The 24190-nt window shown below is 63.7% G+C and carries 20 protein-coding genes; 12 read left to right on the forward strand and 8 right to left on the reverse strand.

The genetic code is table 11. The features are described from left to right. Positions 1-56: 56 nt before the first annotated feature. Complete coding sequence (locus M2395_RS04755; RefSeq protein WP_041118416.1) at positions 57-752, reverse strand: pirin family protein; 696 nt, start codon at positions 750-752, stop codon at positions 57-59. A gap of 275 nt (positions 753-1027) precedes the next feature. On the opposite strand from M2395_RS04755, the gene M2395_RS04760 reads away from it, so the two are divergent. Continuing rightward, positions 1028-3493, forward strand: a complete 2466-nt coding sequence (locus M2395_RS04760; RefSeq protein WP_123430695.1) for a UvrD-helicase domain-containing protein — start codon at positions 1028-1030, stop codon at positions 3491-3493. Between the two features lie 45 nt (positions 3494-3538). Here the strand turns inward: M2395_RS04760 and M2395_RS04765 are convergent, their stop codons facing one another. Beyond that, positions 3539-3808 (reverse strand): DUF1652 domain-containing protein, encoded by a 270-nt coding sequence (locus M2395_RS04765; RefSeq protein ID WP_011061512.1) that lies wholly within the window; start codon positions 3806-3808, stop codon positions 3539-3541. Positions 3809-4085: 277 nt separating this feature from the next. Between M2395_RS04765 and M2395_RS04770 the strand changes: the two genes are divergently transcribed. From M2395_RS04770 to M2395_RS04785, 4 genes are read left to right on the forward strand one after another with little or no spacing between them, the layout of a single operon-like run. After that, a complete protein-coding gene (locus tag M2395_RS04770; RefSeq protein ID WP_011061511.1) occupies positions 4086-4901 on the forward strand; it encodes an AraC family transcriptional regulator in 816 nt (271 codons plus the stop codon). 51 nt (positions 4902-4952) lie between these two features. Then, positions 4953-6359 (forward strand): FAD-binding oxidoreductase, encoded by a 1407-nt coding sequence (locus M2395_RS04775; RefSeq protein WP_011061510.1) that lies wholly within the window; start codon positions 4953-4955, stop codon positions 6357-6359. 57 nt (positions 6360-6416) lie between these two features. Next, positions 6417-6758, forward strand: a complete 342-nt coding sequence (locus tag M2395_RS04780) for a cupin domain-containing protein (RefSeq protein WP_015635770.1) — start codon at positions 6417-6419, stop codon at positions 6756-6758. 47 nt (positions 6759-6805) lie between these two features. After that, positions 6806-7897, forward strand: coding sequence for a polyamine ABC transporter substrate-binding protein (locus M2395_RS04785; protein ID WP_011061508.1), 1092 nt, complete (start codon positions 6806-6808; stop codon positions 7895-7897). Between the two features lie 163 nt (positions 7898-8060). Here M2395_RS04785 and M2395_RS04790 read toward each other — a convergent pair whose 3' ends face one another. From M2395_RS04790 to M2395_RS04810, 5 genes are all read right to left on the reverse strand, one after another. Then, on the reverse strand, positions 8061-8822 hold the full coding sequence (locus tag M2395_RS04790; protein WP_011061507.1) for an SDR family oxidoreductase: 762 nt from the start codon (positions 8820-8822) through the stop codon (positions 8061-8063). Further along, positions 8819-10201 (reverse strand): aspartate aminotransferase family protein, encoded by a 1383-nt coding sequence (locus M2395_RS04795; RefSeq protein ID WP_123430697.1) that lies wholly within the window; start codon positions 10199-10201, stop codon positions 8819-8821. Before M2395_RS04795 ends, M2395_RS04790 begins: the two co-directional genes overlap by 4 nt. A 78-nt stretch (positions 10202-10279) precedes the next feature. Beyond that, positions 10280-11095: a molybdenum cofactor biosynthesis F family protein gene (locus M2395_RS04800; protein WP_053158753.1), complete on the reverse strand. Its 816-nt coding sequence runs from the start codon at positions 11093-11095 to the stop codon at positions 10280-10282. An 87-nt stretch (positions 11096-11182) separates the two neighbouring features. Further along, entirely contained in the window at positions 11183-11857 is a 675-nt protein-coding gene (locus tag M2395_RS04805; protein WP_011061504.1) for a helix-turn-helix transcriptional regulator, read from the reverse strand. A gap of 175 nt (positions 11858-12032) precedes the next feature. Continuing rightward, positions 12033-13367, reverse strand: coding sequence for an aspartate aminotransferase family protein (locus M2395_RS04810; RefSeq protein WP_011061503.1), 1335 nt, complete (start codon positions 13365-13367; stop codon positions 12033-12035). Positions 13368-13651: 284 nt separating this feature from the next. On the opposite strand from M2395_RS04810, the gene M2395_RS04815 reads away from it, so the two are divergent. From M2395_RS04815 to feaR, 4 genes are all read left to right on the forward strand, one after another. Beyond that, the gene (locus M2395_RS04815; RefSeq protein WP_123430698.1) at positions 13652-15139 is read left to right on the forward strand and encodes an aldehyde dehydrogenase; all 1488 of its coding nucleotides are present in this window, start codon (positions 13652-13654) and stop codon (positions 15137-15139) included. 251 nt (positions 15140-15390) lie between these two features. Next, positions 15391-16911 carry an APC family permease gene (locus M2395_RS04820; RefSeq protein WP_123430699.1) on the forward strand — a complete coding sequence of 507 codons (1521 nt, stop codon included), beginning with the start codon at positions 15391-15393 and terminating at the stop codon, positions 16909-16911. Continuing rightward, positions 16877-17470, forward strand: coding sequence for a DUF3156 family protein (locus M2395_RS04825; RefSeq protein ID WP_123430700.1), 594 nt, complete (start codon positions 16877-16879; stop codon positions 17468-17470). Before M2395_RS04820 ends, M2395_RS04825 begins: the two co-directional genes overlap by 35 nt. 149 nt (positions 17471-17619) lie before the next feature. Beyond that, a complete protein-coding gene (gene feaR, locus M2395_RS04830) occupies positions 17620-18558 on the forward strand; it encodes a transcriptional regulator FeaR (protein WP_019095317.1) in 939 nt (312 codons plus the stop codon). A gap of 314 nt (positions 18559-18872) precedes the next feature. Here the strand turns inward: feaR and M2395_RS04835 are convergent, their stop codons facing one another. Further along, positions 18873-19676, reverse strand: a complete 804-nt coding sequence (locus M2395_RS04835; protein WP_015635760.1) for a helix-turn-helix transcriptional regulator — start codon at positions 19674-19676, stop codon at positions 18873-18875. A 204-nt stretch (positions 19677-19880) separates the two neighbouring features. Here M2395_RS04835 and M2395_RS04840 point away from each other — a divergent pair, with 204 nt between their 5' ends. The 3 genes from M2395_RS04840 (at position 19881) to M2395_RS04850 (ending at position 24103) form a co-directional block, all read left to right on the forward strand. Continuing rightward, complete coding sequence (locus M2395_RS04840; RefSeq protein WP_011061496.1) at positions 19881-21245, forward strand: APC family permease; 1365 nt, start codon at positions 19881-19883, stop codon at positions 21243-21245. Positions 21246-21254: 9 nt separating this feature from the next. Next, positions 21255-22355, forward strand: a complete 1101-nt coding sequence (locus M2395_RS04845; RefSeq protein ID WP_123430701.1) for a P1 family peptidase — start codon at positions 21255-21257, stop codon at positions 22353-22355. A 299-nt stretch (positions 22356-22654) separates the two neighbouring features. After that, positions 22655-24103 carry a serralysin family metalloprotease gene (locus M2395_RS04850; protein WP_011061494.1) on the forward strand — a complete coding sequence of 483 codons (1449 nt, stop codon included), beginning with the start codon at positions 22655-22657 and terminating at the stop codon, positions 24101-24103. Positions 24104-24190 lie beyond the last annotated feature (87 nt).

Here is a 24190-nt window from a genome sequence, read left to right on the forward strand (position 1 = left end):
TCAGACAAAAAAAGGGGCGGCCATCACGGTCGCCCCTTTTTATTGGCCGCTGTATTTCACGCCAGATCCACCAGCACGATCTCGCTGTCTTGCAACGCCGTCACCCGCAGCACCGGCTCATTCTCAATCGCGATGCCGTCTCGAGCTTCGGCGCGCAAGCCGTTGACTTCAATCGCGCCAGTCGCCGGAACCAGGTAAGCCCGGCGCCCGTCGTCCAGGTGATACTCGGCCGTTTCCCCGGCCTTCAGGTTGGCCGCCACCAGCCGCGCATCGGCGCGAATCCGCAGGCTTTCCTCATCGCCAGCCTTGCCACTGGCCAGGGTCACGAAACCTTCACGCTGGCCCTTGGGAAAAGGCTTGGCACCCCAGGAGGGCGCAGAGCCTGCCTGGTTGGGGATGATCCAGATCTGGAATATCTTGGTTGGCGTGGCTTCCAGGTTGTACTCGCTGTGGGCGATCCCGGTGCCGGCGCTCATCACCTGCACATCACCGGCTTCGGTGCGGCCCTTGTTGCCCAGGTTGTCCTGGTGGCTGATGGCCCCTTCGCGAACGTAGGTGATGATTTCCATGTCCCGGTGCGGGTGCTGGGGGAAGCCGGTGCCAGGGGCGATCACATCATCGTTCCAGACCCGCAGGTTGCCCCAGTGCATGCGCTTGGGGTCATGGTACTCGGCGAAGGAAAAATGGTGGTGGGCATCCAGCCAGCCGTGGTGCGCGCCGCCCAGGGAGCTGAAAGGTCTGAGTTCAAGCATGAACTTCTCCTCATTAAGGGCTCGTCATGGCACGTTATACCCGGGCCAGAAAACGATAACCGTTGGTTGATGGCGAGCATCTTCCATCAGCTATAGATCGATAAAAAGCGCAAAAAATGCCGTAATCCAATCGTAAAATTAGATGATTATTTTGTCGCAAAGTTGGTGTTAAACCTTCGGTTCATCGCTTAAGTTAATGACCTGCAAGCAATTGGCTGGATACCGTGGAACAATCCGCCGAAGATTACTGCTCAGCCTCACACCCTGGAGTCCGCGTGTCGCAACACACCCCCGATCTGCCCCCCGAGCTTTTGCCCCTGGCCCAGATGCCCTTGTTGAAACGCCTCGCGGCGCGCTTCTTCGGCCATGGCCTGAACCGCCTGCGGGCCCAGCATCGGGCTTCCTGGCTGCATGGTCAGGCCGATGGCTTTCGCAGTGGCCACACTGCCGGCGTGGAATACGGCTACCAGGAAGGTCGGCTTGAGGGGCTGGAGGAAGGCCGCCAGGTGCTGTTGATCCGCGACAGCCGCAACACCGAGCACCGCCCGCCCGGGGTGGATGACCGGCTGTTCGATGACTGGCGCCTGCCGTTGAGCGCCGAGCTGAAAAAGCGCTTCAAGGCCGATGTCGCCCGCCTGCTGCCCGCCGCCGCGCAGCCCAGCGCCGCGCAGTGGAAGATGATTTTCAGCGACACACCCGCCACCGCGGTGATCGCTGGGGCCGGGGCCGGCAAGTCGACCTCGCTGGTGCTGCGCCTGCTGCTGTTGCATCACTATTTGGGCTTCGAACTGGACGCCATGACCGTGGTGACCTTCACCCGGGAGTCACGCAAGGACTTCATCACCAAGCTCACGCAAGTCTTTGCCCTGTGGGGGCGGCAACTGGGCGCCAGGGAAGCCCGGGAGCTGGTGCGGACTTTCCACTCGCGGATCCTGCCCATGGTCCGCAGCCTGCCGGGCTTCGAGCGCCTGCAGGCCTTCGAGAACCTCAGCGATCGGCTCCAGAGCGGCGAAGACGAGGTGGACAGCAACCCATTCGATCTGCGCATCAACGACGCCCAGCGCCGGCACCTGAATGCCTGCTACCAGGCACTGTACCGCGATGACCCGCGCTTTCGCCTGGCGTTGCAGCCGTTGGTGCGCCACGCCCTGCAGCTCAAGGAACTGGAGCGCGATCACCCTGACGTGCAAAAGCGCATGGCGGTGACCGAACTGGCGGCCAAGCGCGATGAAGAGCTCTGCGACACCGTGGAGGACCTGTGGTTTCGCGCGGGCGCCTGGCCGATCAAGGGCATCGAGCCGCAGCGCCAGCGGTTCGAAATCAACGGTGCGACCTTTCACAGCCATGGCTACTGTGCGGAGCTGGACGCCTGGGTGGTGCTGGGTTTCGACCCGCGCGAGAGCCCGCAGCTGACCCGGCCCGGGGCCAAGCTGACGGTGCGGGCGGAGTGGGCTGTAAAGCGCACCCTGTTTCAAGCTTTTTGCCGTAAACCATTGATTTGGCTTAATAGTTACGAAGCTTCAAAGCGTTCTGCCGGCGCCTTTTCGGCCCAGGTCAATGGCGGTCCGGGTTTCGATTACAAGGTCAAGGGCGAGCTGGCGTCGGCGCCGCTGCTCGATTGCTTTGTCGCCGCCGCAGGCTTTATCGAGAACCTGGGCTTGGAAGTGGGCGATGCCGTCGCGGGCATGAGTTTTGCGCAGGACGATCCGGACCGGTTTTTCTTCGAGGCCCTGAGCCTGTTCTGGCGAGCCTTGGAGGACCATCTGCTGGATCAGTCGCCGCCCATCATGAGCTACAACCGCATGTTCGCCCTGTTCAGCGAGCGCTCGCCGGAGAACTTCAAGCTGCTCAGCGATGCCTGCCTGCGCCCGATGTCACACCTGATGATCGACGAGTTCCAGGATGTTTCGCCGCAGATCGTTTCCTGGATCAGGGCCAGCCTTGCGGCGATCCGCAGCCGAGGCGCCGCCTTGCACATCGGGCGCGCCGCCCAGCATTCCTCGCTGCTCTGCGTTGGTGACGACTGGCAGTCGATCTACGGCTGGCGGGGCAGTTCGCCCAAGTACTTCATCGAGTTCAACAAGGAGTTCCCGTCCCCGGGCACCACCCGGGTCATGCTCAGCGAGAACTACCGCAGCCATCAGCATGTGATCGATGCCGCGGAGCATATTGTCCGCGCGGCGCCGGCCATTGCCGGAAAGAAGGCCAAGGCCAGCGGCGAAGCTACAGAGCTGTGGCCGGTGCAGGTGCTCGATCGCGATGACCAGGGCCTGGCCCAGCGTCTGGCTGAGCACTATGAGCAGGGTGATTCGATCTTGATGTTGTTTCGAAAAAGTAGTGATAAGTTATTGATTGAAAACGTTATTTCGCAAATAGTTAATGTTGATTCTAGCCTGCCTTCAGGGTCGCGGCGCCTGAAACAGCTGACCTATCACAGCGCCAAGGGACTGCAGGCGGATGCGGTATTCCTGCTGGGCGACTGCCAGCACCTGAGCAGTTCGCCGTACAAGAACCAGGTCTATCGCATGGCCGGGTTGGGCAAGGACGGCGATGCCGAGCCCTACGACAGCGCACAGAAGGACGAGATCCTGCGGCTGGCCTATGTGGGCATCACTCGGGCGGCCAAGCATTGCTACTGGTATGTGGACCGCCAGGAAGGCCCCTCGGGCAATGCGCCCAAGGCTTCGGACCGGGTACCGCGAGACAAGCCGTACTTCCAGGACTTGCGCCAGGCGACATGAAAAAAGCCCGCTGGCGAGGCGGGCTTCGGGTGAGGCAGCGGGGCTTCAGGCCTTGAGTGCCAGGGACGGGGAAAAGGCCTCCAGCTCATCTTCCACCGCCTCGATTATTCGTTCGACATCCGCAGCGCTCATTACCGTGGCACAGGGAATGCCGGCGATGGCGATCATGGTTTCGCCGCTGGCGCGATCGAAGAGCCGGGCGATCATGCTGCCGGGCGCATCCATGCTGGCTTCGAAACCCATGGGATGAAAATGCCAGCGCATCAGCTGGCAGGCGTTGGGAAAGGTGACTTTACTGGCCCAGACTCTGTTCATCGGTGGCCCACCTTGATTCATTGAGCGCTTCCTTGTGCTCGCGGTAGGAACGACCGGATCGTCAATGACCCGATCGGTTGAGGTTTTAAAAATAGCATTGGCTTGTGACGGTTCGCAGTTTTTTTGCCCACCGTCCGGCGGTTCACTCACGGATTATTGATGCAAGTCATGTCATCTCCCAGGCACCCCCCGGCGGCTGCCGTATCTGGCCGGCGGCCGGTCGTTGAAGCCCTTGGCGAAGTTCGGCAAGCTGCGCCTTTTCCTGTTCGAGAAACCTATGTCTGCCCCCGATGACGGGCCGCTGCACACCCAGGCCACCGGTGAAACCGTGATGCGCTACCACCTGTGCTGGAAGCACCGGGACCTGGATGGAGTAATGGCGCTGTACCACCCGGACATCCAGTACAACGACTTTTTCCAGAACCGTACCCTGGGCCTGGAGGAACTGCGCGAATACGTGCGGGCCAGCATGCCCCGGGCTCCCGACGAGGCCCTGGAGCACAGCGATCGCATCCGCCTGGATGGCAACACCGCGTTTATCCAGTACCAGGTGACCCTGCGCGGCGGCCAGGGCCTGGTGTCATTTCGCTCCAGTGAAGCGATCACCGTGCGCGACGGGCTGATCTGGCGGGTCAACGAGTACGCCTCACTGGTCCGGGAGCCGGCACCGAGCAAGTCCTCCGCCAGACTGCGCCCGGCGGCCAGCCGGCTGGGGCTGTCGCCGCGCCAGTTGAGTTTCATGGCCGAGGACCTGCAGCAGTATTTCCAGCGCCAGCAGCCGTACCTGGACCCCGAGCTGGACCTGCAGCGGGTGTCCCGGGAATGCGGTTACAGCCGCAACCAGATTTCCTACCTGCTCAATCAGGTGCTGGGGCAGAGCTTCTACCGCTACGTCAACCAGGCGCGCCTGCAGCATCTGCTGGCAGCGCTGGACCAGGCCACGCCGCCGCTGCGCATCGACGAGCTGGCGTTTGCCGCAGGGTTCAACTCGCTGTCGGCCTTCTACAGCTGTTTTCGCCAGCACACCGGCCAGTCGCCCAAGGCCTACGCCAAGCAAATTTCTTTGCGTGCACGCGCGCAAGACAGCCCCTGAGGCCAGGCACTAGGATCGCCGCATTCGAAATTCGGGTTGCGGAGTGCTTGCATGCCAGCGTGGCGCAGTATCAGTTTGTGGATGGACCAGCTCGACGAGCCGCTATTGCCGCGGCCGCAGCTTGCGCAAGACCTGGACCTGGACGTGGCGATCATCGGCGCCGGCTATACCGGGCTGTGGACCGCCTATTACCTCAAGCGCCAGGCGCCGCAGTTGAATATTGCGGTGATCGAAGCGCAAACCGCCGGTTTTGGTGCCTCGGGCCGCAATGGCGGCTGGCTGATGGGCAACCTGCTGGGAGAAGACCGGCTGCTGGCCGCTCTGTCGCCGCAGCAGCGCCGGGCCTCCTTCGATCTGTTGCACGGCATCCCTGATGAAGTGGCCAATGTCATCGAACGTGAGGGCATCGACTGCGATTACCGCAAGGGCGGGGTGCTGTATTGCGCCGCCCGCTACCCGGAGCAGGAAACCAGCCTGCGCCACTATCTGGACAAGCTCTATGCCCAGGGCCTGAACCAGGACGACTACCGCTGGCTCAACCCCGAGCAACTGGCCCAGCAGATCCGCCTGGCCAAGCCCTATGGCGGTATCTTTGCCCCGCATTGCGCCACCATCCAGCCTGCCAAGCTGGTGCGCGGCCTGGCCCGGGCGGTTGAGCGCCTGGGGGTGACCCTCTATGAAAACAGCCCGGTGACCCATTGGCAGTCCGGCAGCCTGCAGACGGCCCAGGCTTCGGTGCGCAGCCGCTGGATAGTGCCGGCAGTGGAAGGCTATTCGGTCACCTTGCCGCCCCTGGGCCGCTACCAGTTGCCGGTGCAAAGCCTGCTGGTGGCCACCGAGCCGCTGGCGGAGTCCGTCTGGGAAGAAATCGGCCTGAGCCAGGGCCAGGCCTTCAGCGAAAGCAGCCGACAGGTGACTTATGGCCAGCGCTCCATGGACAACCGGCTGGTGTTCGGTGCCCGGGGCGGCTATCAGTTCGCCAGCAAGCTGCGCCATGACTTCGACCTGACCCGTGACGAAGTGGAACTGCGCCGCTACCTGTTCGGCGAGCTGTTCCCGCAACTCAAGAACGTGCGCATCAGCCATTCCTGGGGCGGCAACCTGGGCATGTCCCGGCACTTCAAGCCGCACATGCTCTGCGACCGGCGCAAGGGCATTGCCCTGTCCGGCGGCTATGGCGGCGAGGGCGTGGGCGCCAGCAACCTCGGCGGCCGGACCCTGGCGGACCTGATCCTGGAACGCGACAGCCCTCTGGTACACCAGCCCTGGGTCATGCCCGAGTGTGGCCTGGAGGCCCTGCGGGCCTGGGAGCCGGAGCCGTGCCGCTGGCTGGGCTACAACGCGATCATTCGCAGCTTCGTCCACGAGGACCAGACCCTGGCCAACCCGGCCTCGGCTCCATGGCGGCGCAGGATGGCCAGCCGGATCGCCGGCTTCATGGAAGGTTTCATGCACTGAGCCGGCCTCTATGTACCGAACGCTGTCCGTTCGGATTTCCCGTCGAAAGGTAGAACCATGAGCATCACCCAATTCAAGCAAACCGCCACCGCCACCCTGGCCGAATCGGCACCAGTGGCGGTGCCCCTGGGCACTCCGGTGGCCGTGACCTCGGTGACCGCCGTCGAACGCAACGACGGGGTCGAGACCGGCATCTGGGAATGCACCCCGGGGCGCTGGCGGCGGCAGATCGTGGCCCAGGAGTTCTGCCACTTCATCCAGGGCCGTTGCACCTTCACCTCGGACAACGGCGAAACCCTGCACATAGAAGCCGGCGATGCACTGATGTTGCCGGCCAACAGCACTGGGATCTGGGATATCCAGGAAACGGTGCGCAAGACCTACGTCTTGATTTTCTGATCCCTTGATTGCCTGCCAACAACAAAACCAGCCACAGGTATCGACTCATGATCCGCAAGACTTGCGCGTTGCTATTGCTCAGCCCGTTGTTCCTGGCCACGTCCCTGGCCCAGGCCGATACGGTGAAGATCTACAACTGGTCGGACTACATCGCCCCGGACACCACCAAGGCCTTCCAGAAGGAAACCGGGATTGGTTTCACCTACGACGTCTATGACAGCAACGAGACCCTGGACGGCAAGTTGATGACCGGAAAATCCGGGTATGACGTGGTGTTTCCTTCCAACCACTTCATGGCCCGGCAGATTCAGGGCGGGGCACTGAAGAAGCTCGACAAGAGCCAGCTGCCCAACTGGAAGAACCTCAACCCGGTGCTGCTCAAGGCCCTGGAGGTCAACGACCCGGGCAACCAGCACGGCTTCCCCTACCTCTGGGGCAGCACCGGCATTGGCTACAACGTGGCCAAGATCAAGGAAGTGCTGGGCAACGATGCCCCACTGGATTCCTGGGACCTGATCTTCAAGCCCGAGTACATGCAGAAGCTGCAGAAGTGCGGGGTGGCGATCCTCGACAACGGCCCGGAACTGATCCCTACCGCTCTCAATTACCTCGGGCTGGCGCACCACAGCAAGAACCCGGCTGACTACAAGCAGGCCGAGGCGTTGCTGATGAAGGTCCGGCCTTATGTCAGCTACTTCCACTCGTCGAAGTACACCAGCGACCTGGCCAACGGCAATATCTGCGTGGCGGTGGGATTCTCCGGCGACATCCTGCAAGCGGAAAGCCGTGCCAGGGAGGCGAAGAACGGGGTGGAGATCGGCTACTCGATTCCCAAGGAAGGCTCGCCGATCTGGTTCGACATGGTGGCCATGCCAGTGGATGCCCCGGATGAGCAGGCCGGCTATGCCTTCATGAACTACCTGCTGCGCCCCGAAGTGATGGCCGGCGTGAGCAACTACGTGCACTACGCCAATGGCAACCTGCAGGCCGACAGCCTGATCGACCCGGCCATCAAGAACGACACCAAGGTCTATCCGAGCCCGGAAATGATGGACAAGCTGTTTGCCCTGGAGGCCATGCCGCTGGACATCGACCGCATCCGCACCCGCCTGTGGAACAAGATCCGCAGCGGCAGCTGACCTGGCCCCTTCGTAGGAGCCGGCTTGCCGGCGAAGAGGGCCTCAAGCCCTGTGTTGCGCTCGGGGTCGCCTTCGCTGGCAGGCCAGCTCCTACGCCCGTCGTTCTCCATGGAGGGCGCCAGCCGGTCCGCCTCTTAGGTGCCGGTGTGGGGGGCGGCAGTTTCTATAGCTGGGTGTTTTCCGGGAGCAGGGCGCCGCCATCCACCACCAGGGTCTGGCCGGTGATATAGCCCGCTTGCCGTGACGCCAGGAACAGCATGGCCCAGGCAATATCCTCGGCGCTGCCCAGGCGCTTCAGGGGAATGCTCGAAGCCAGGGTCGAAGCATCGCCGAGATTGTCCATGGCCTGGGTGGCAATCAGCCCGGGCTCCACGCCGTTGACCGTGATTGCATATTCCGCCAGCTCCAGCGCGGCAGCGCGGATAAAACCATTGACCCCGGCCTTGGAGGCCGCGTAGTGGGCGAGCCCGGGAATCGCCGTGCGCGGGCCGGTGACCGAGGAGGTGATGACGATCCTCGGCTGCTGGGACCGGCGCAACGCCGGCAAGGCGGCCCGAGTCAGCCAGAAGCAGCTTTTCAGGTTCACCGCCAGGGTGCTGTCCAAGGTTTCATCCTCCAGTTCGGCCAGCTTCTGCATCGGAAAGATCGCGGCATTGTGCAGCAGCAGGTCGAGGCCGCCGAAGGCCTCCAGGGTTGCCGCCACTGCCTGTTCGGCGGCATTGCGGGTGCCCAGGTCCACAGGCAGCAGTTCGGCGGTGCCGCCGGCTTGGCGAATCAGCCGCAGGGTTTCATCGCCTGATGCCGCGCTGCGGGTCGCCAGCATGACGCTGGCCCCCTGGGCGGCGAACAGTTGGGCGATGGCCCGGCCGATGCCCTGGCCGGAACCGGTGACCAGGGCGATGCGCCCACGCAGATCCTGGCTCATGAGCCGGCTCCTGGCAGAACCTGGGCCAGGCACTGGTCCAGCAGGAGGTTGTGCAGGTCGACCTGCGCCTCGCTGGCGGTCGGGCACAGCAGCGCCATGTTGTGGAACGGCGTCAGCAACACCCCGCGATTGAGCAGGTACAGGTGCAGATAGGCTTCGATCAGCCCATGGCGGGCATGATGGGCCTCGCCGCCGTTGCGCGGAGGCTGCTGCATGAACAGGTATTCGACCCGGGCACCGATGCGGGTCACATGCCAGGGCAGGCGGTGCTTGTGGATGATGGCTTCGACCCCGGCCCGCAGGCGCTCGGCGAGATGGAACATATGGGCGTAGCTGGCCTCGTTCATCACTTCGCTGAAGGTGGCGCGCATGGCCGCCATCTGCAGGGCGTTGCCGGCCAGAGTGCCGCCGAAGCCGAAATGGTTGATCGCCTGGCCCGGCTGGAAATGCGGCAGCACCTGCCAGATCCGTTTGGCCATGGCCTGGCTGGCGCCCCAGACCGCCGTGGGAATGCCACCGGCGATGGATTTGCCGAGAACGAAGAAGTCCGGCTGCAACCCGTGCTCGCCGCAATAGCCGCCGGGGCCGCAGGACAGGGTGTGGGTCTCGTCGATGATCAGCGGCACCTCGAAGCGCCGGGTCAGCTCCCGCAGGCCATCATGAAAGCCTGGGGCTGGCGGCACCATGCCGACGTTGGTCATGAAGGGTTCGGTGAGTACCGCGGCCACGTCGCCATGGGCCAGGGCCGCTTCCAGGGCCGGCAGGTCGTTGAACTCCACCAGCCGCGTGGTGGCCTGGTGCTGCAGGCCGTTGGCGTGCACGCCGTCCCGCGGGATCATCTGGCCCTGGGCGTCGAACTCCACCTGGGACTCGTCGACGCTGCCGTGGTAGTTGCAGTTGAACACCAGGACCTTCTGCCGCCCGGTGATCATCCGGCACAGGCGCAGGACAAAACGGTTGGCGTCGGTGGCCGAGGTGGTGACCTGCCAGTAGGGCAGGCCAAAGCGCCGGGTCAGTTCCTTGCCGACCCACAGGCTGTCGGCCGTGGGCAGCATCAGGGTCGAACCATGCAGTGCCTGTTCGGCGATGGCAGCGGCGACCGCCGGTTGGGCGTGGCCGAACATCGCTCCGGTGTCACCCAGGGCAAAGTCCACGTAGTGATGACCGTCGCAATCGGTGAGGGTCGCGCCCTGGGCGTCGGCCACCATGATCGGGTAGGAGCCGGGCCATTGCTGCATCCAGTGCAAGGGCGCGCCGTACAGCCAATGCTGGAGGTTTTCCTGGTAGAAAGCGCCGGAGCGCGGGTGTTTCTCGGCAAACAGTTGCAGTTCGGTCTGGTAGCAACTGGCGACGCGTTGCAGATCGAGGCCCAGAGTCATGGCAGTGTCCTGTGAGGAAGAGGGCTGGCTGGCCCAGGTGCCGGCCTGGGCCGGCAGCCTGGAGCCAGGGGGCGGGTATCAGCGGTGCCGGGTACGGTTGAGCACCTCTGCCAGGGCTCCCACCGGAAAGTTGGCGGCGCTGCTGAAGTCGGCACCCTGGTAGCCGAAGATCTTGCCGTCGCTGCGACCGGCCTTGAGGTCGATCAGCACCAGGCCCAGGGTCGGGACGATCTTTTCTCGCCAGACGAACAGGTACAGCTGCTCGGCGATCTTGTAGTAGTGGCAGCGGTCGGTATCCGCCAGCCCCTGTTCGACGCCCCGCAGGCATTGCCAGCTGTAGAAGTTGGCATTCAGGTAGATGTGCTCGTAGGCCTCGCTGGCGCTGTAGATGTACCGGTTGCGCAGGCCCACCAGTTCATCGGTGGGTTCATGGCGTGGCGTGCCGGCGGTGACCGGCGTGTCGATGGCACCGTGGAGAAACTGGGCCTTGACCGAGGTCAGCTCGCCACCGGCCAGGGCCCGGCTGAACAGGTCGACGCTGGATTCGGCCTGGCTGGGCATCTGCCCGATGACGGCGCTGAAGCATTGCTGCTCAAGGTCCAGGACCAGGCTCACCGAGTGGATCTGCCCCTGTTCGTGCTTGAGGAAGTCCACCAGGTAGATGCCGGGGCGCAGGCAGGTTGCGCGATAGGGCAACTCGGCGCCGGCCGCTTCCCCGACGTTGTTCCAGCGCAGGGTGTGGGCGGCGAAATGGTGTTCGATCTGCCAGTGGTTGTCGAAGTGCAGGCTCAGGCGGCGACCGGCCAGGTCGTCGACCGCCGGGAGGATGTGATTGTCTTCGGCAAAGCCGTCGGCGAGGGCTCCGACGGTGATCCATTCAGGTTGCGGGTTCATGGCAAGGCTCTTGTCAGCAAGGAGAGCTGCATGTTCGGCCGCCAGCCCCGGGTTGCCCATCAACCTTATGGTTGAAGTGCCCGGGCTTTACAGGAACAGCGCCCTGACCAGCTCCGTACGGTTACTGGCGCCGACCTTGCGGAACAGGTTGATCAAGTGGGTCTTGACCGTGGGCAGGCCCAGGTCCAGGCGCCGGGCGATGGTCTTGTTGTCTGCGCCGTCGCGCAGCAGCCAGGCGATTTCCCGCTCCCGGGGTGTCAGGCCCGACAGGCGCTCATCGACCTGGGACCAGGGCGCCAGGGCGGCAATCTCCAGCAGGCCTTGCAAGGCATGCAGGGTGCCCAGTTCCTCCACGCTGAAGTGCCCCAGCCCGACGTCGCGCAGCAGCGACAGGCCGGCGACCGGCCGTTCGCCATCGCAGGCCAGGATTTCCACCACATCCAGTACCCCATGGCGCTGCAGGAACCCCTGATAAACCTCGCTCTCGTGATGGCCCTGGTGGGCCATGCCCATGTGCAGAGACAGCACCGGGCGCCCCGCCGCGGCGCAGTGACGAGGTTGCAGGGGGTCGTAGTGGCGAAAGTGCTGCAGGTAGGCCTGGTGCATCTGCTCCGGCATGCGGTACAGCGAAAAATCCCGGGCCTGCAGTTGGGCATCGATGCGGTAGAAGGCGCAGAGGCTGGCGGGTACTACCCGGGTGAAAGCGGCGATGCAGCGGTGGCCCAGTTCATGAGGGCCGGGCAGGGAGGCGGGTGCGTTCATCGGATGGCTCCTGGCTGCACCTGGGGCAGTGGCTCGGTGAAAGGGGCGCAAGGACGTGGATTGATCCTGTCCGGAACCCGGACTGCCACAGTGAAACCCTGCTGGGCGTGCCTGGCAAGCCTCCAGCGCCGCAAGCTGCGATCGTGATTGCCTCGATCGCAGCTTGCTGCCGGGGTTAGCGGCGGGCCTTGCTCAAGCCTTCGGCCAGGGCGTCGACTATGGCATCGGCCTGTGCCTGCTGGATCACCAGGGGCGGCGAGAGAATGATCTTGGTGCCCACCGGGCGCACCATGACCCCGTTGTCCCGGGCGATCTGTGCCACCTGATTGGCGTAGCCGCTCATGGGGTCGATGGGTTCGCGGGTGGTCTTGTCCGCCACCAGGTCCAGGGCCAGCATCAGACCCTTGCCGCGCACTTCGCCGACGGTGTCGAAGCGCTCGACGAAGGGCAGCAGCTTGTCGAGCATGTAGTCGCCCATTTTCGCGGCGTTGGCCGGCAGGTCCTCCTTGACCACGATGTCCAGGCACGCCAGGGCGGCGGCGCAGGCTACCGGGTGCCCGGAGTAGGTGTAGCCATGCATGATGGCCCCGGTGAAGTTGGCGTTCTTCTCGAAGGCTTCCTCGATGCGCCGGTTGACCACCGTGGCGCCCAGTGGGATGTAGCCCGAGGTGATGCCCTTGGCCAGGCACATGATGTCGGGCTTGACGCCCCACAGGCGGCTGCCGAACATCGAGCCGCTGCGACCGAAGCCGGTGACCACTTCGTCGGCGATCAGCAATACGCCGTACTTGTCGCAGACTTCACGGATCAGCGGCCAGTAGTTGGCCGGTGGCACTATCACGCCGCCAGCGCCCTGGATCGGCTCGGCAATGAAGGCGGCGACGGTGTCCGGGCTCTGGAACTGGATTTCCCGCTCCAGCAGGTCGGCGCAGATCTTGCCCAGCTCTTCCGGGTCCTGGCTGTAGGGGTTGCGGTACAGCCAGGGGGTATCGATGTGGTAGCAGCCCGGCAGCAGCGGCTCGTAGTTGCGGCGGAACACCGTGTTGCCGTTGACCGAGGCGCCGCCGAAGTGGGTGCCGTGGTAGCCCTGGCGCAGGGAAATGAACTTGGTGCGGTCGGCCTGGCCTTCGAGCTTCCAGTACTGGCGGGCCAGCTTCAAAGCGCTTTCGATGGCGTCCGAGCCGCCGGAGCTGAAGGCCACCCGGCGCATGTCCTCGGGTTCCAGCAGGTTCATCACCACTCGCGACAGTTCTTCAGCCCGGGGATGGCTGACCCCGTCGAACAGCTGGAAGTATTCCAGTTCATCAAGTTGCGCGGTGATCGCCGCCTTCACTTCCTTGCGGTTGTGGCCGACGTTGACGTTCCACAACCCGGCAACGCCATCCACCAGCTGGTGGCCCTTGTCGTCATACACATAGCAGCCGTCGCCACGGACGATGCGGATCGGCTCGCGTTGCTTCATTTCGTTGGGGTGCAGCATGGGGTGCCAGAAACGGCTTGGTTCGCTCACGTTGAGTCTCCTGATAACGCACGGACAGCGTGGAGATATTAGTGCGTCATTTATGCGCCCCTGGCTTGCCTCTGTGTGCCAGGGCACTTGACCCAGGCTGCCAGTGGCGGGTTTGCGGGCCTGTTCGCCGGCCAATGGCGCGCACCTGCGGGGGCTGGCTTGCCAGCGAAGGCCCTGGCGGGGCTGGCAGCCAGGGCCAAGTTTCGCGGCAGCCAGGGTCAAGACGGCGTGCGTCTTTGCGCTCAAAGTCCATCTCGAACTAGGTCTACCTGCGAGGATTCAAGATGAGCGTTGCCATCGACCCACGTGTCGCTGCATTCATAGACAGTCAGCATGGCCTGCTGATCGACGGTCACAGCCAGCCGGCCCTCAGCGGTGCGCGGATGGCGGTGTACAACCCCGCCAGTGGCGAACAATTGGCCGAGGTCGCGGCAGCTGCCCAGGCCGATATCGACCTGGCGGTGAACGCCGCACGTCGGGCCTTCGAGGGTAGCTGGAAGGCGCTGCGCCCCGCCGACCGCGAGCGCCTGCTGCTGAAGCTGGCGGACCTGCTGGAAGCCAATGGCGAGGAACTGGCGCAACTGGAGACCCTCAACAACGGCCAGTCGATCCACCTGGCCCGGGCCCTGGAGGTGGGAGCGGCCGCAGAGTTCACCCGCTACATGGCTGGCTGGGCCACCAAGATCGAGGGCAAGAGCCTGGATGTTTCCATCGCCGCAGTGCCCGGGGCGCAGTACCGGGCCTACACCGTGCCGGAGCCGGTGGGCGTGGTGGGGGCCATCGTGCCGTGGAACTTCCCGCTGCTGATGGCCATCTGGAAAATCGTTCCGGCCCTGGCCTGTGGCTGCACCGTGGTGCTCAAGCCGGCGGACGAAACCCCGCTGACCGCGTTGCGCCTGGGCCAGTTGTGCCTGGAAGCGGGGATCGCCCCCGGGGTGGTCAACGTGGTCACCGGCAGTGGCGCCCAGGCCGGCGCGGCCCTGGCCGCCCATTCGGGAATCGACAAGCTGGCGTTCACCGGCTCGACCCAGGTGGGCAAGCTGATCGGCCATGCCGCGGTGGACAACATGACCCGTTTTTCCCTGGAGCTGGGCGGCAAATCGCCGGTGATCGTGCTTGACGACTGCGACCCGCAGACCGCTGCCGCCGGCGCAGCCGGGGCGATCTTCTTCAACCAGGGGCAGGTGTGCACGGCGGGTTCGCGGCTGTACATCCAGCGCCGTATCTATAACGAGGTGCTGGAGCGCCTGGTGGCCATTGCCGGGTCCCTGAGCATCGGGCCGGGGCTGGACGAGCAGGCACAGATCAATCCGCTGATTTCCGCCAAGCAGCAGAAGCGCGTGCTGCAGATGGTCCAGCGCGGAGTCGAAGAGGGCGCCCGGCTGCTCTGTGGCGGTGTCGCCCATGGCGAGCGGGGCTTCTATGTGCGCCCGACGGTGGTGGCCGATGTGCACGCCGACCAGCAACTGGTGCGCGAGGAAATCTTCGGCCCGGTGGTGGTGGCCACGCCGTTCGACACCCTGGACGAAGTGGTGGGCCTGGCCAATGACAACCAGTACGGGCTGGGGGCGAGCATCTGGTCCAACGACCTGGGGCGGGTCATGCAGCTGATTCCGCAGATCAAGGCCGGCACTGTCTGGGTCAACACCCACAACATGCTGGACCCGTCGATGCCCTTCGGTGGCTACAAGCAGTCGGGCATCGGTCGCGAGATGGGCCATGCGGCCATCGAGGCCTACACCGAGAACAAGTCGGTGTGCATCGCTTATTGAGCCGAACGCCTTCGCCGGCCAGCCGGCCCCTGCGGGGGCAGGGCCAACCGGTTTACTGTAGGAGCCGGCTGGCCGACGAAGAGGCCCCTGGATTGGGCGGTGATCTTGCCGACGCCTTCGTGGCGAGCCAGCTCCTACAGGGTGTGAACATGAAGACAGCTGCGTCAGACAGCCAAGCACTCCGCCATCAGGCGTGCCCTTGAAATGCCTAGAACAACAATCATCAACCCATGCTTTCGAGGTTTACCACCATGTCGCTCAACGACAGACTCAGTCGCCACCTGGATCAAGGTGTAGTCGGCTTTCCCACGGCCCTGGCCAGTGCCGTGGGCTTGATCATGGCCAGCCCGGTGATCCTCACGGCCACCACGGGCTTTGGTATCGGCGGCGGCGCCTTTGCCATGGCGATGGTGATCGCCCTGGTGATGATGCTGGCGCAATCCACCACCTTCGCCGAAGCGGCCTGCCTGCTGCCCACCAACGGTTCGGTCTATGACTACCTGGCCTGTGGCCTGGGGCGTTTTTTCGCCATCACCGGGACCTTGTCCGCCTACCTGATCGTGCACGTGTTCGCCGGTACCGCGGAGACCATTCTCAGTGGAGTCATGGCCCTGGTTAACTTCGAGTCCCTCAACACCCTGCTGGAGCAGAGCGGCAGTGCCTGGCTGGTGGGGGTGGGGCTGGTGCTGTTCTTCGGTGCGCTGAACGCCGTGGGCATCACCGCCTTCAGCCGTGCCGAGGTGATCCTGACCTTCGGCATGTGGACCACCCTGATCATCTTTGGCGTGCTCGGGGTGCTCAAGGCACCGGCGGTGCAGCTCGATGGCTGGTTCGGCGCCTCGATGGTGGGTACCGACCTGCCGACCATCCTGTCCCTGGTGGGCATGGCCATGTTCATGTTCGTCGGCTGTGAATTCGTCACGCCCCTGACGCCGGATGTGCGCAAGGCCGCCAAGACCATTCCCCGGGCCATGGCCCTGGGGCTGGTGGGGGTAGCGGTGTGCATGTTCATCTATGGCGCGGCGATGAAGCGCCAGGTGGAAAACATCGCCCTGAGCGAGGATGGCAGCGTGCACCTGCTGGATACGCCCATGGCCATTCCGCATTTTGCCGAGCAGATCATGGGGCCCTTCGGCCGTATCTGGCTGGGCATCGGCCTGCTGTTCGCCGGCGCCGCCACCATCAACACGCTGATGGCCGGCTTGCCGCGGATCCTTTACGGCATGGCTCTGGATGGGGCGTTGCCGAAGGTATTCACTTACCTGCACCCGCGCTTCAAGACGCCGTTGCTGTGCATTGCCGTAGCCGTGCTGATTCCCTGCCTGCATGCCTGGTGGCTGGGGGGCAGCACCGACAGCATCATGCACCTGGTGCTGGCGGCGGTCTGTGCCTGGAGCACTGCCTATCTGCTGGTCACCCTGTCAGTGGTGATGCTGCGCATTCGCCGGCCGGACCTGCCCCGGGCCTACAGGTCGCCGTGGTTTCCGCTGCCGCAGATCCTGTCTTCGGTGGGCATCCTGCTGGGCATGTGGTTCATCACGCCGCCGGGCATGAATCCGCGGGACATCTATGTGCCTTTCGGCAGCATGCTGGGCCTGACCGCGATCTATGCGCTGTTCTGGACCCTGCTGGTGCAGAAGGTCAATCCGTTTCGCCCGGTGCCGGTGGAGGAGGTGCTGGAACAGGCGCTGGGCTTGAATCCGGATACCGCCCATAACCTACGGGAGAGCGCGCCTGATGAATCTTTCAAGCTGGCGGCAAAACCTCTTTGAACTGTGGAACCGCGCGCCATCGGGCTATCGCCCGGGGCTGACCCTGGGGCAGTTGCGTCGGGATCTGGCGGGGCTCGATTTCACTCCACGGAGCCAGGTGCAGGGCGGTTTTCATTGCCCGCAAAACGGTTTGAGGTTCGTGGTGCAAGAGCGCGCCCAGGCGCAGTTCCTGATGCACATCGTGGCCTGTGAGTGGCGCCTGCCGGTGCCTTGCGACACGGCCCGGCAGGCGCGGATCCGTCTGCGTCACACTGGCGCGATCCGCCGCCAGGGTGTCGCAGCTCGGCTGCTCACGGGGGAGGACGCTGAATGGGCGCCGCTGCTGCAGCGCCTGTGCAGTGACCAGCGCTTGCTGGAGCACCTGTTGCCCCTGGATTTCAAACACCTGGAATTGCGGCGCGATGCCCAGGGCTGGCAGGTGCACCTGGAGCATTTCGGCGCCAGCGAAGTGGTCAACCGCCTGCCCGGGTTCCGCCGCTATATCCGCTTGAGCGCTGAACAGCGGGCGGCGCTACTGGGCAGCTTCACTGAGTTGTACAAGCTACTGCGAGATTTCTGAGGGACATAACCGTAAGCGCTGGCATACAGCCTGCTTAAGCCATAACAGACTATCCATGCTGTCAGGCGCCTTGCCTGGCAAATAGATAACATGTTAATGATATCGCCATAACAACAAAGGCGGTTGGAACCGGCTTCTGGAGGTGCACAGTGCTTGCTTCGCATAGTTTCAGTTCCTGGGTGGGCGCCCTGCAGGGCGTCTGCGGTCGATTCGATGCCCGTCCGGCGCGCAATCCCGCCTTGTTCATTGGTGAAGTGGGCATGCAGGATTACGCCGGGCTGGAGGTGGCGCAGATCCGCACCAACGCCGGGCTGATCTCCCGCCAGAGCACCAAGGTCGATCATGAGGACGATCGCCATTGCTTCCTCATCATCCAGCGCAGCGGCCATGCGCGCTTGAGCCAGGGCGGCGAAAGTGTCGAACTGGCCCCGGGGGACATGGCGCTGCTGGACTCCGCCGGAGCCTGCGAGATCGTGCCCCATGGCCTGATCGAGCATGCTTCGTTCCATCTGTGCCGGGAGGAGGTCTACCGCCACCTGCCGGCCCAGCAGCGCAAGTTCGGCAAGTTGTCGCAAAATTGCGCCAGCGGGCGCCTGATGCGTTTGCTGGTGGAGCAGATCTGCGCCGGCGAGTTGCAGGGTTGTGCGGCCCAGCAGGAAGGGCAGGCCTTGCAGGAAGCCCTGATTGCCTTGCTCGGTCCGACCTTGCGCCAGACCGTCAACAGCCTGGATGGCTTTGACGAGGGCCTGCATGGCGGATGCCTGCGTGATCAGGCGCGGCAGTTGATCAGCCAGTCCCTCAATGAGCCGGGCCTGACTCCGGTGTCACTGGCCGGCCAGCTGAATATCTCGGTGCGCCAGCTGTACCGGCTGTTCGAGGAGCAGGGGGACAGCGTTTGCCGCTTCATCCAGCGCTCGCGGCTCAAGCGCAGCGCCGCGGACCTGAGCAATCCGCACCTGCGCAACGAATCCATCACCGACATTGCCTTCAAATGGGGCTTCACCGATTCGGCGCATTTCAGCCGCACCTTCAAGAAGCATTTCGAACAATCGCCCCGGGATTTCCGCGCCCGGTCCCTGAACGCCTGACGGCATGGCCCTTGCGGCCGCCGTCGTTGCCGGCGGCCGCACCGCAAGGCATGCGCCGCTCTTGAGTGCGCCTTCGCCTGTAGGAGCCGGCTTGCCGGCGAAGAGGGCCGCAAGGCATGCGCCGCTCTTGAGTGCGCCTTCGCCTGTAGGAGCCGGCTTGCCGGCGAAGAAGGCCGCAAGGCATGCGTCGCTCTTGATTGCGCCTTCGCTGGCAAGCCAGCTCCTACCGATAGCAGATAGCAGATAGCAGATAGCAGATAGCAGATAGCGGATAGCGGATGACGGGCGGCAGATGGCCGCTGGCAGACCGGCAATCACGGATTTTCCAGGTCGTGCCCCAGGGATTGGATAAACAGCGAGAACAGCTCCGGCTGGCTGGAGATATCCAGCTTGGCGTAGAGGTGGCGGCGGTGGACCTTGATGGTGTCCGGCGAGATCTTCAGCCGTTCCGCCATGGCCTTTGAAGAAAATCCCCGGAGGATCAGGCGGGCTATCTCCAGCTCCCGCTCCGAAAGTACGGCGCTGCCGAAATGGCTCAGGGCGTCGCGGATCTGGCTGGCCATTTCCTGGGGCGCAGGGCCTTGGGGGCGGGCCTGGCTGTGTTGCCAGTGCTGCTCCATCAGCGGCAGTACCCAGGCTGAAAAGGTGGTGAGCAGGCCGATCTCGTCGTGGCTGAAGACGCGCTGGCTGCCCAGGGAAAGCGACAGGGTGCCAGCCTCGGGCAGTTGCAGAATCAACTGCACTTCGTCTTCCAGGACGTTGTCGTGGAAGTAGCTGAGAAAGTATTCGCTCTGGCGGAAATGGTCCGGGGCCACTTCTTCCAGGCGGTACAGGCCGCTGGGGTAGCCTTCGCGACAGGCCTGGAAGAAGGGGTCCAGCAGGTACAGGCCGTTGAGGTAGGTGAGCATGGACGCCGGCTTGCTGCTGGGTTCGGCGTCATATTCCTCCAGGGCCCGGGGCGGGCCGTCCAGCGGGTAGAAGATCGCCAGGGCGTTGTCGAACGGCGTAGCCTGGTGCAGCAGCAGGATCAGCTGTTTCCAGAAGCGTGGATTGCCGATCAATGTGAGGGTGCGGCCCAGGCCGGCATGCAGGCCCACTTCCCTGAACAGGTTACTCAAAGGCGTTGCTCCGTTGATCCGCTGAAATGTCGTGGCCCGGTTTCGTCGATTTAACCGCCGTCGTCAAGGGGAGTACTCCAATAGGGGAATTGGGTGATGGTCTGCATCTGCCTAGAGTAGCTCCCAGCAAGTGCGCCCCAGAACGCACCCGCCCGATGAATTTCGTTTCTGCCTCAGACCAACAATAAACACGAGGATAACGATATGAGCTCTCCCTCTGCGCCCGACGGTGCGCTGAAACCTACCTTGAGTGTGTTCGATGTGGTGGCCATCACCGTGTCCGGTGTGACCCCCGCCAGTTCAGTGTTCGTGATCGCCCCCTTCGCCATCCATCAGGCCGGTAGCGGGGTGTTCCTGGCCTTCGTCATGGCCGGGTTGCTGGCCCTGATGTTCGCCTTTTGCTACGCCGAGCTGGGCCGCGCCCACAACAGCGCCGGCGGCGAGTATGTATACGCCAAGCGAGTGTTCGGCGGCATGGCCGGTTATGCCACCTTCCTCACGGTGCTGGTGATGCTGCTGTTCATTCCGCCGGTGCTGGCCACTGGTGCCGCCACCTACCTGAACAATGCCCTGGGCACGAACTTCGATTCCCAGACCGTGGCCCTGGTGATCGTGGTCTGCAGTTATCTGCTGGGCATCCTCAATATCAAGCTCAATGCCTGGATCACCGGCACGTGCCTGCTGCTGGAAGTGGCGGCCTTGCTGGTGATCGTCTGGCTCGGCTTCGGCAATGCCTCGCAGCCGGTGAGCATTCTGCTGCAACCGCAGATCGTCGATCACGGCGCCTTGCAACTGGCGCCCTGGGCACTGGTGATCGGCGCGGTGGGCATCGGCCTGTTTTCCTACAACGGCTACGGCCCGGCGGTGCTGCTGGCCGAGGACATGAAATGCAAGGGCCGCGGGGTGCACAAGGCGGTGCTGTGGTCCCTGGTGCTGGTGGTGATCATCGAACTGGTGCCGCTCACCGCGCTGCTGATCGGCGCGCCGTCCTTGAGCGCGATGCTCGCCAGCCCCGACCCCATCGGTTACCTGCTCACCAGCCATGGCAACGAGACCCTGGCCCGGGTGGTCAGCGGCGGGATTTTCCTTTCGGTGTTCAATGCCATTGTCGCCATCGTCATCCAGATCGGTCGGGTGGTGTTCAGCAGTGGCCGCGATGCGCTGTGGACGCCCACTATCAATCGCCTGTTCACCCGCATTCACCCGCGCTGGGATTCACCCTGGCTGGCGACCCTGTTCCTGGCCATTCCCTCGGCGGTGCTGAGCTTCAGCTCGAACCTGGCGGACCTGACGTCCTTCAGCGTGCTGCTGATCATGCTGGTGTACCTGATCGTCGCCCTCAGCGCGCTGATGAGCCGGGTACTGCTGCGCGACCGCGAGCATCCCTACCGCATGCCACTGTGGCCGCTGCCGGCCTTGCTGGCGGTGCTCGGCGCGGGTTACCTGCTGGTCAATCTGTTCCTCGAAGCGTCCCTGCGGGACATCATGGTCATCATCGGGCTGCTGGCGCTGTCGGTGATTCTTTATGGCACCAACGGCCGGTACAGTCCGGCGTTTCAGAAACTGTAAGGAGTGGTTATGCGAGCACGTCAATTGGGCATCCACCTGGGCCTGGGGACGCCAGGCCCGTTCAATGCGATCACCGATGTTCCCGGGGTGCGGGTCGGCCACAGCACCTTGAATACCAGCGTGGACGGCAAGCAGGTGCGCACTGGGGTTACCCTGGTCCAGCCCCGGGCCGGGCACGCCCGCCAGCAGCCGTGCTTTGCCGGTTGCCATGTGCTCAACGGCAATGGCGATGCCACGGGCCTGGAGTGGATTCGCGAGGCCGGCACCCTGACCACGCCGCTGGCGATCACCAACACCCACAGTGTGGGCGTGGTGCGCGATGCCTTGATCGCCCTGGAGCGCGAGGCATTGCAAGACCCGGCGGTGTACTGGTGCATGCCAGTGGTGATGGAAACCTACGACGGCCTGTTGAATGACATCTGGGGCCAGCATGTGGGTGTGCAGCAGGTGCGCGAAGCCATGGCCTGCGCCGAGTCCGGGCCGGTGGCCGAGGGCGCGGTCGGCGGCGGCACCGGGATGATCTGCCATGAGTTCAAGGGCGGCATCGGTACGGCGTCGCGGCGGCTGACGGCCGAGCAGGGCGGCTACACCGTCGGTGCCCTGGTCCAGGCCAACCACGGCAAGCGCGAGGAACTGCGGGTCGATGGCTATCCAGTGGGGCGCCGGCTGGGGCATATCCCTTCGCCGTTTGCCGAGCGCGGGACCCCGGGCATGGGCTCGATCGTGGTGATACTGGCCACCGATGCGCCGCTGTTGCCGCACCAGTGCCAGCGCCTGGCCCAGCGCGCATCCATCGGCATCGCCCGCACCGGCGGAGGCACCGAGGATTCCAGCGGCGATATCTTCCTGGCCTTTGCCACGGGAAACCGGGACTTGCCGACGGCGGACTACGGGCGCAAGGGCCTGGGTTTCAGCACGCCGCTGGCGATGCTCAACAACGATCACATCTCGCCCTTGTTCAGCGCAGCCGCCGAAGCGGTGGAGGAAGCCATCATCAACGCCCTGCTGGCGGGGGTGCCCATGACCAGCGCCGACGGCGTGCAAGTGCCGGCCCTGAGTGCGCAAGTGTTGCTGGAAACATTGGAACTAACTGGTTGGAACAGAAGTTAACGGACTAAGAAGTGCGACGCGGTCGACATAACTGTTTATATGGATATTTAATAATTAAATTGTAGATTGTCGGACAATGACTGCCGTTAATCAGTTGGAAAAGAATCTTTCGACTGTACAGTCATTGTTTGCTGGAGTTCGCTGGAATAGTGAGATTTGACGTCAAAAAAGTAGTGGACGCCTGATTTCAAATTGTGTCAGTTTTCTTGCGCCTGCTTAGGGCGAGTGATAGGACGATCTCGCCAGGGATTGTCGCTATCTGACAAAAACTGTTCCATTGATTACAAGGAAGTGTGTTTATGTCGAAAGTAACAGAGAACGCTATTGCATCTGCCGAACAACAACTGGTGCCTTTGGCCGCAGCAAGTTCGGCGTATAACCAGATCAATAGCTTCAGCCACCAATACGATCGTGGCGGCAATCTCACGGTCAATGGCAAACCTTCGTTCTCGGTCGATCAGGCCGCCACGCAACTGCTGCGTGACGGCGCTGCCTATAAGGACCTGAACGGTAACGGCAAGATCGATCTGACCTATACCTTCCTGACCTCGGCTTCCTCGAGCACCATGTACAAGCATGGCATCTCCGGGTTCAGCCAGTTCAGCGCCCAGCAGAAGGCCCAGGCAGTCCTGGCCATGCAGTCCTGGGCTGACGTGGCCAACGTCGTGTTTACCGAGAAAGCCTCGGGTGGCGACGCCCACATGACCTTCGGCAACTACAGCGGTGGCCAGGATGGCGCGGCGGCATTTGCCTACCTGCCAGGTACCGGCGCCGGCTACGACGGCACCTCGTGGTACCTGATCAACAGCAGCTACACCCAGAACAAGAACCCCGACCTGAACAACTATGGCCGTCAGACCCTGACCCATGAGATCGGTCACACCCTGGGCCTGGCTCACCCTGGCGACTACAACGCCGGCGAAGGCAACCCCAGCTACAAGGACGCCAGCTACGGCCAGGACACCCGTGGCTACAGCGTCATGAGCTACTGGAGTGAAAGCAATACCAGCCAGAACTTCAGTAAGGGCGGGGTCGAAGCCTATTCGTCCGGCCCGCTGATGGACGATATCGCGGCTATCCAGAAACTCTACGGTGCCAACTACAGCACCCGTGCCGGCGATACCACCTACGGCTTCAACTCCAACACCGGGCGTGATTTCTACAGCGCCAGCTCGTCTTCCGACAAGCTGGTGTTCTCGGTGTGGGACGGTGGCGGCAACGATACCCTGGACTTCTCCGGTTTCACCCAGAACCAGAAGATCAACCTCAATGAAGCCTCGTTCTCCGACGTTGGCGGCATGGTGGGTAACGTTTCCATCGCTCAGGGCGTGACCGTGGAGAACGCCATCGGCGGTTCGGGCAACGACCTGTTGATCGGCAACAACGCCGCCAACGTGCTCAAGGGTGGTGCCGGCAACGACATCATCTACGGCGCCGGCGGTGCAGATCAGCTGTGGGGCGGCTCGGGCTCGGACACCTTCGTGTTCGCCGCCAGCACCGACTCCAAGCCGGGTGCGGCCGACCAGATCATGGATTTTGTCAGCGGCCTGGACAAGATCGATCTGACCGGGATCACCAAGGGCGCCGGCCTGCACTTCGTCAACGCCTTCACCGGCGCGGCGGGTGACGCGATCCTCACCACCTCCGGGGGCGTGAGCACCTTGTCCGTGGACTTCTCCGGGCATGGCGTGGCGGACTTCCTGGTCAGCACCGTGGGCCAGGCAGCGGTCAGCGACATCGTCGCCTGAGTGAAATGAGCACAGGGCCGCGCAGTCGAGCGGCTCTGCGTTCTTGCTTTGGGCCCTGGCCTGAGCGAGTCTACCGGGCGAACGGAG

The organism is Pseudomonas sp. BIGb0176, from assembly GCF_024810175.1.
GTDB classification, from domain to species: domain Bacteria; phylum Pseudomonadota; class Gammaproteobacteria; order Pseudomonadales; family Pseudomonadaceae; genus Aquipseudomonas; species Aquipseudomonas protegens.

Bases quoted from the DNA above. Each gene is read 5' to 3' on its own strand.
- M2395_RS04755 (WP_041118416.1), bottom strand. From the start codon at position 752: ATGCTTGAACTCAGACCTTTCAGCTCCCTGGGCGGCGCGCACCACGGC.
- M2395_RS04765 (WP_011061512.1), bottom strand. From the start codon at position 3,808: ATGAACAGAGTCTGGGCCAGTAAAGTCACCTTTCCCAACGCCTGCCAG.
- M2395_RS04770 (WP_011061511.1), top strand. From the start codon at position 4,086: ATGTCTGCCCCCGATGACGGGCCGCTGCACACCCAGGCCACCGGTGAA.
- M2395_RS04775 (WP_011061510.1), top strand. From the start codon at position 4,953: ATGCCAGCGTGGCGCAGTATCAGTTTGTGGATGGACCAGCTCGACGAG.
- M2395_RS04780 (WP_015635770.1), top strand. From the start codon at position 6,417: ATGAGCATCACCCAATTCAAGCAAACCGCCACCGCCACCCTGGCCGAA.
- M2395_RS04785 (WP_011061508.1), top strand. From the start codon at position 6,806: ATGATCCGCAAGACTTGCGCGTTGCTATTGCTCAGCCCGTTGTTCCTG.
- M2395_RS04790 (WP_011061507.1), bottom strand. From the start codon at position 8,822: ATGAGCCAGGATCTGCGTGGGCGCATCGCCCTGGTCACCGGTTCCGGC.
- M2395_RS04795 (WP_123430697.1), bottom strand. From the start codon at position 10,201: ATGACTCTGGGCCTCGATCTGCAACGCGTCGCCAGTTGCTACCAGACC.
- M2395_RS04800 (WP_053158753.1), bottom strand. From the start codon at position 11,095: ATGAACCCGCAACCTGAATGGATCACCGTCGGAGCCCTCGCCGACGGC.
- M2395_RS04805 (WP_011061504.1), bottom strand. From the start codon at position 11,857: ATGAACGCACCCGCCTCCCTGCCCGGCCCTCATGAACTGGGCCACCGC.
- M2395_RS04815 (WP_123430698.1), top strand. From the start codon at position 13,652: ATGAGCGTTGCCATCGACCCACGTGTCGCTGCATTCATAGACAGTCAG.
- M2395_RS04820 (WP_123430699.1), top strand. From the start codon at position 15,391: ATGTCGCTCAACGACAGACTCAGTCGCCACCTGGATCAAGGTGTAGTC.
- M2395_RS04825 (WP_123430700.1), top strand. From the start codon at position 16,877: ATGAATCTTTCAAGCTGGCGGCAAAACCTCTTTGAACTGTGGAACCGC.
- M2395_RS04840 (WP_011061496.1), top strand. From the start codon at position 19,881: ATGAGCTCTCCCTCTGCGCCCGACGGTGCGCTGAAACCTACCTTGAGT.
- M2395_RS04845 (WP_123430701.1), top strand. From the start codon at position 21,255: ATGCGAGCACGTCAATTGGGCATCCACCTGGGCCTGGGGACGCCAGGC.
- M2395_RS04850 (WP_011061494.1), top strand. From the start codon at position 22,655: ATGTCGAAAGTAACAGAGAACGCTATTGCATCTGCCGAACAACAACTG.